Genomic DNA, 6,801 nt, shown 5'->3' on the forward strand with positions numbered 1-6,801 from the left:
GAACGCCTTCGCCGTCGGTCGCCTGACCTACAGTGGCTGCTGTGTTCGTCACCGGCGACAGCATTGTGTACAGCGCGTCGGACCTGGCCGCGGCCGCCCGATGTGAGTACGCGCTGCTCCGGAATTTCGACGCGAAGCTGGGCTGGGGCGCCGCCGTCGAAGTCGAGGACGACCTGCTGGCCCGCACCGCCGCCCTCGGCGACGACCAGGAGCGACGCGAACTCGACCGGCTGCGCGAACAGTTCCCCGACGGCGTCGCGGTCATCGGACGTCCGTCGTACACGCTGGCCGGACTGGCCGCTGCCGCCGAGGCGACCCGGCGCGCCATCGCCAATCGTGCCCCGGTGGTGTATCAGGCCGCGATGTTCGACGGCCGCTTCGTCGGATTCGCCGACTTCCTGGTCGCCGCGGGTCAGCAGTATCGGCTCGTCGACACCAAGCTGGCCCGCTCCCCCAAGGTCACCGCGTTGCTGCAGCTGGCGGCCTACGCCGACGCGCTCACCGGCATGGGCGTGTCCGTCGCGGACGAGGCAGAGCTGCGACTGGGCGACGGCTCGGTGGTGCGGTATCGCGTCTGCGATCTGATCCCGGTTTTCCAATCGCAGCGCGCGCTGTTGCAGCGGCTGCTCGACGACCACTACGCCACGGGCGTCGCCGTGCGCTGGGAAGACGAGAGTGTGCGGGCATGTTTCCGGTGTCCGCTCTGCGTCGAACAGGTGCAAGCGACCGACGATCTACTCTTGGTCGCCGGCATGCGAGTCAGCCAGCGGGACAAGCTGATTGACGCCGGGATTGCCACGGTCGCCGGCCTGGCCGGGCATGGCGGACCGGTGCCCGGGCTGGCGCCCAGCGCACTGGGCAAGCTGGCCGCTCAAGCCAAACTGCAAGTACGGCAACGTGATAGCGGCGTCCCGCAATTCGAGGTCGTCGATCCACAGCCGCTGAGCCTGTTGCCGGAGCCCGACCCCGGTGACCTGTTCTTCGACTTCGAGGGCGATCCGCTGTGGACCGCCGACGGTCACGACTGGGGGCTGGAATACCTGTTCGGCGTCTTGGACGCCGCGGGGAAATTCAGCCCGCTGTGGGCGCATACCCGGGTGGACGAGCGCAAGGCCCTGGTCGACTTCCTGGCGATGGTGAAAAAACGCCGCAAGCGCCGACCCAACATGCACATCTACCACTACGCGCCGTACGAGAAGACCGCCTTGTTGCGACTTGCCGGACGCTACGGGGTCGGCGAGGACGAGGTCGACGAGCTATTGCGCAACGGAACGCTGGTTGACCTATACCCGTTGGTGCGCAAGAGCATTCGGGTGGGTGCTGAATCGTTCAGCCTGAAGGCGCTCGAGCCGCTGTATATGGGGACACAGCTGCGCTCGGGTGAGGTCACCACGGCCGCCGATTCGATCACCTCATACGCCAAGTCCTGCGAACTACGCGATGCCGGCCGCGTCGACGACGCCGAAACGGTGCTCAAGGAGATCGAGGACTACAACCACTACGACTGCCGGTCGACTCAGGAGTTGCGTAACTGGCTGCTAGTGCGCGCCTGGGAGTCCGGCGTCACACCGGTTGGAGCCCAACCTGTTTGCGGTGGCGACACCGTGGACGACCATGACGAGCTGGCGGCCACCCTATCAGCGTTCACCGGCGATGCCGCCGTCGGCGACCGGACACCAGAGCAGATCGCCGTCGCGCTGGTCGGCGCGGCGCGCGGCTACCACCGGCGTGAGGACAAGCCTTTCTGGTGGGCACATTTCGACCGGCTCAACTTCCCGGTCGACGAGTGGGCGGACAACACCGACGTGTTCATTTCCGACCCGGCATCGGACAGCGTGTCGGTCAGCGTGGACTGGCATCTGCCGCCACGCGCCCGCAAGCCGCAGCGGCGGGTGGCGCTGCGCGGCGAACTGGCCCGCGGCGACCTGATGACGGACGTGTTCGCGCTCTACGAGGCGCCGGCTCCGCCGAGCATGAGCGACAATCCTGACCGGCGCGCGGCCGGGCGCGCCCAGATCGTCGAGGTCGACGACCCCGCAATACCCACCGAAGTCGTCATCCTGGAACGAGTCGGCAGTGACGGCAATGCATTTCACCAGTTGCCGTTCGCCCTGACACCCGGGCCACCCATTGCCACCACCGCACTGCGCGAATCCATCGAATCCAGCGCTAAGACCCTGGCTGCCGGACTGCCGCGGCTCCCCCACACCGCGATGACCGACGTCCTGCTGCGCAGCGCGCCCCGCACGAAAAGCGGCGCCCCGCTGCCGCGCAGCAACGACACCATCGCCGACATCACCGCGGCGGCACGCGACCTCGACTCGTCCTACCTCGCCGTACACGGCCCGCCGGGCACCGGAAAGACATACACCGCCGCACAAGTGATCACCCGCTTGGTCGCCGAACACGGCTGGCGTGTCGGTGTGGTGGCGCAATCGCATGCCACGGTGGAGAACCTGCTGGGCGCCGTGATCGATGCGGGGCTGGACCCGGGCCGGGTCGCGAAGAAGAAGTACGACCACCTCGCGCCGCGCTGGCGCGAGATCGGCAGCGGCGACTACGGGACATTCATCTCGGCCAGCTCCGGATGCGTGATCGGCGGCACGGCTTGGGATTTCGCCAACGCCAACCGGGTGCTGCCGGGCAGTCTGGACCTGCTCGTCATCGACGAGGCAGGCCAGTTCTGCTTGGCCAACACGATCGCCGTGGCGCCGGCGGCGGTCAACCTAATGCTGCTCGGGGACCCGCAGCAGTTGCCGCAGGTCAGTCAGGGCACTCATCCCGAACCGGTCGACACATCGGCCCTTGACTGGCTGGTCGACGGTCAGCGCACGCTGCCCGATGAGCGCGGCTACTTCCTGGACTGCTCCTACCGGATGCATCCGGCGGTCTGCGCCGCGGTTTCCGAGCTGTCCTACGAAGGCAGACTGCATTCGGTCACCGAGCGCACCGCCGCACGCCGCCTCGATGGCTGTCAGCCCGGTGTGCGCGTGCTTCCCGTTGGACACCAAGGTAATTCGGTCGAGAGCCCCGAGGAAGCCGGCGTGATCGTCGCCGAGATCGCGGGCCTGCTCGGGTCGTCCTGGACTGACGAGCACGGCAGGCGACCGTTGGCTGCCGCGGACGTGTTGGTGCTGGCGCCGTACAACGCCCAAGTGTCGCTGGTGCGGCGGCGATTGGCCGCCGCGGGTCTGGGCGACGTGCGGGTCGGGACCGTCGACAAGTTCCAGGGCGGGCAGGCTCCGGTGGTCTTCATCTCGATGACGGCGTCCTCAGCCGATGAAGTGCCACGCGGAATCTCGTTCTTGCTCAACAGGAATCGGCTCAATGTCGCCGTCAGCCGGGCGCAGTACACAGCAGTGATCGTGCGTTCGGAATTGCTGACCGAGTACCTGCCGGGCACGCCGGCCGGCCTGCTGGAACTGGGCGGCTTTTTGGCCCTGACGAGCGCCTGAGGCCGGCCTCAGCGCCCCGCGGAATGCCGGCCGTGGCCTTTGGTGTCGTCGTCTGGATCGTGGTTGTAGTGAGGGCCACGCGGCGCCTCACCCTCGGTGAGCCGACGCCGTATGGAACTGTTCGCGCGCCGTCCCGGCGGCGGCGCGCCGCGATCGCTGCGGGTGGCGGGACCGTGCCAGTGCGGCGGAGGCTCGACCATCGGGCGAAACCGCTTTTCGTGGGCGACGCGAGAGCTGTTGTGGGCGAATCCCATCGGTTCCGGTCGCCACGGCGGTTGGACAGCCGCGCTGGGCTCACGCCGCAGGATGACTTCGACATAGTCGTCGTCATCGTCGTCGTCGTGCGGGGGCGGCGCACCGCCGATGCCCGCGCGGGCCAGCAGCGCAGGCGCGAAGCCGACCAGGAACAGCGCGGCAACGATGCCGAACAACGCGATGAATGCGGGCAACAGCACCGACTGCGACATCGCGGCCGAGAACGGCTCGCGGACGAATTCGGGCAGTTGCAACGGAATACCGCCATCCCCCCCGTCATGATCGGACACGTCAGGCGGCATCTCGGTGCTGATCCGCCACGTCATGAACGCCGCCATGGCGGCGCTGCCCAGCACCGCGCCGAGCTGGCGGACGGAGTTGTAGACAGCGGAGCCGGCTCCGGCCAGCTGCGGCGGCAGGTTGCGGGTCGCGGTAGCCGTCAGCGGCGACCACACAAACGCCATCCCGACACCAATTGCGCCGAACGGCAACACCAACCGCCAGATCGGGGTGTCCGGAGTCATCTCGAAGGAAAGCCAGGTCATTGCGATCGCCAACACCGAGAAGCCGAAACCGAGCACCGGCCGCGGGTGGTATCGGTCAACGATCCGGCCGACGAACGGCGCCAGCACTCCATTGGCGATCGCCATCGGAGCGAGCAGCAGGGCCGAACGGGTCGGTGACAGCCCGCACACCGTCTGGGTAAAGAAGGTCAGCGGCAACATCATCGCCGTCGCGGCGAACGACGTGATGGCCACCCCAGCGCTGCACAGGCTGAAGTCGCGGTCGGTGAAGACGTCCAGTGGGATCAGCGGCTCCTGGGTGTTCACCGACTGCCAATAGACGAACGCCGAAACGAACCCGGCTCCCGCGACGATCGTCGCCCAGATCCACGGCTGCCATCGTTCGGCCTGGCCCTGCTGCAGACCGAACACGATTGCAAACATGCCGACCCCGGACAAGACGACGCCGACCAGATCGAACCGGTGCGCCTGGGTGGGCAGCTCGGGAACCAGCCACACCGCCAGCGCCACGCCGACGACACCGATCGGGACATTGACGAAAAAGATCCACTCCCAGCCCAGCCCGTCCACCAGCACGCCGCCGGCCAGCGGACCCACCAGGCTGGCGACGCCGGCGGTGGCGCCCCACACGCTGACCGCCACCCCGCGCCGCTCCGGCGGGAAGATCCGGGTGATCGTCGACAACGTCTGCGGGGTGAGCACCCCGGCGCCGACTCCCTGTACCACCCGAGCGGCGATCAGCATTCCGGCGCTACCGGACAGCCCGCACCAGATCGACGCGACGGTGAACACCACCAGGCCGATCAGGTAGAGATTCTTCGGGCCGAACCGGTCACCGAGCCGACCGGCCACCAGCAACACCACCGCATAGCCCAGCAAGTAGGCGCTCGTCACCCAGACCACGGCGTCATACCCGATATGCAGGTCGACCATGATCGTCGGGTTGGCAATCGCGACGATGGTCGAGTCGACCATGATCATGAAGAACCCGATCATCATCGCCCAGAGCGCGTTCCACGGGCTTGGGCTCCGCGGAGCGCCGAACTTGCGGTCTTTGGCCAGGTCGGCACGACTCGGCACGGTGCGCCGGGGTCCCCCGGACAGTCCGGACGTGGCCGCGGTCATGCACTCAACTCACTTCGGCGACCCAACGACGGGCTTACCGCCGTGAACAGGTGTGATACCGCCCGCATCCAGCGAGCCCCCAACGGCAGTCGACAAACGGCCCGCATCGCCACCGGCCTGTGTCCAGCCTGCATTATTCCGGTTTTGCCGACCTGCTGCCCACCCCTTTTTCCGCGGCGGCCCAAAGAACGCGCACGGCTTACCGCTAACCGCGTGTTCAGCAAACTCGCGTTAGCCTGAAGGGAACGCCATTCGCAGGAGAGGCACTATGAGCGCTCGACGCAATAGGTCAGGGATTTGGCCCCTGAAACGATCTGAGCAACCGCCAAATAACGTGCCGCCCGGGCGCTCCGGTCGCCCCAAGGCATCTGCACGGGCATTGGCGCAGGTCATCGAGCGTAGTACGCGGATCCAGGCTCCCGCCGCGGAAGCCTACGTGGCCCGGCTGCGGCGGGCGTTCCCCGGCGCGAGCCCGGCGGAGATCGTCGCCAAGCTGGAAAGCAGGTATCTGGCCGCGTTGACGGCCAGCGGGGCCGCGGTGGGGTCGGCGGCGACATTCCCCGGTATCGGGACGTTGACGGCGATGTCGGCGGGCGCCGGCGAGACCGTGTTCTTCATGGAGGCAACGGCGATCTTCGTCCTGGCGCAGGCCCACGTCTACGGCATCCCCGCCGATCACCACGAGCGGCGTCGCGCACTGGTGCTGTCCGTGTTGGTCGGCGACGACAGCAAGAAGGCCATCGGCGAGCTGATCGGTCCCGCGCGTACCAACGGCGGATGGCTGGCCGAGGGCATGGCGTCGCTGCCGCTGTCGACTCTGGGCCGGCTGAACAGCCGAATGCTCAAATACTTCGTCAAGCGGTATGCGGTGCGACGCGGCGCGCTCATGTTCGGCAAAATGCTGCCTGTCGGCATCGGGGCCGCGGTCGGTGGCGCCGGCAACCGGATCGTGGCTAAGAAGATCGTCCGTAATGCCCGCCAGGCATTCGGCGCCCCGCCGGCCCGCTGGCCGAACACCTTGCACGTGTTGCCGGCGGTGCGCGAAGCGAGCCAGTAGCCATCGGGACCGGGTTCCGACGTCTCGCTGGCGAAATAGCGGCGAAGGGTTAGCCTTTATGAGGCGGAGACGCAGTAGTCCGCCGCGGGTGTGAGGTACCTCGCCAACCGAGGTGCGCAGAGTCGCAAGCGGCGGGCAATAGCGCTTATAGCCTGCAGGACAAGAGAATTGAGGAGAACAGCGGCCGTGAGCAACATCAGTTCACCATTCGGGCAGAACGAATGGCTGGTCGAGGAGATGTACCGCAAGTTCCGAGACGACCCCTCCTCGGTGGATCCGAGCTGGCACGAGTTCCTGGTGGACTACAACCCCGAGCCGACCACCACAGCCGGCCAGGACACCCCGAACCCCGCGCAACCACCGGCCGCCGCGGCCGCCCCGCCGC

General features: G+C 67.5%; 4 protein-coding genes. 3 read left to right on the forward strand and 1 reads right to left on the reverse strand.

The genetic code is table 11. The annotated features are described in order from the left end of the window. Window positions 1-41 precede the first annotated feature (41 nt). Window positions 42-3,455, forward strand: a complete 3,414-nt coding sequence (locus DB708_RS03695; RefSeq protein ID WP_108920613.1) for a TM0106 family RecB-like putative nuclease — start codon at window positions 42-44, stop codon at window positions 3,453-3,455. Between the two features lie 8 nt (window positions 3,456-3,463). Here DB708_RS03695 and DB708_RS03700 read toward each other — a convergent pair whose 3' ends face one another. After that, window positions 3,464-5,359 carry an MFS transporter gene (locus tag DB708_RS03700; RefSeq protein ID WP_201263411.1) on the reverse strand — a complete coding sequence of 632 codons (1,896 nt, stop codon included), beginning with the start codon at window positions 5,357-5,359 and terminating at the stop codon, window positions 3,464-3,466. A 268-nt stretch (window positions 5,360-5,627) separates the two neighbouring features. Between DB708_RS03700 and DB708_RS03705 the strand changes: the two genes are divergently transcribed. Together DB708_RS03705 and DB708_RS03710 are read left to right on the forward strand one after the other, a co-directional pair. Then, window positions 5,628-6,416, forward strand: a complete 789-nt coding sequence (locus DB708_RS03705) for a hypothetical protein (protein ID WP_235616616.1) — start codon at window positions 5,628-5,630, stop codon at window positions 6,414-6,416. 186 nt (window positions 6,417-6,602) lie between these two features. Beyond that, window positions 6,603-6,801: 2-oxoglutarate dehydrogenase E1 subunit family protein (locus tag DB708_RS03710; protein ID WP_235616617.1), on the forward strand; the 199-nt coding region annotated here is incomplete at its 3' end.

This window comes from Mycobacterium montefiorense (genome assembly GCF_003112775.1).
GTDB lineage: Bacteria > Actinomycetota > Actinomycetes > Mycobacteriales > Mycobacteriaceae > Mycobacterium > Mycobacterium montefiorense.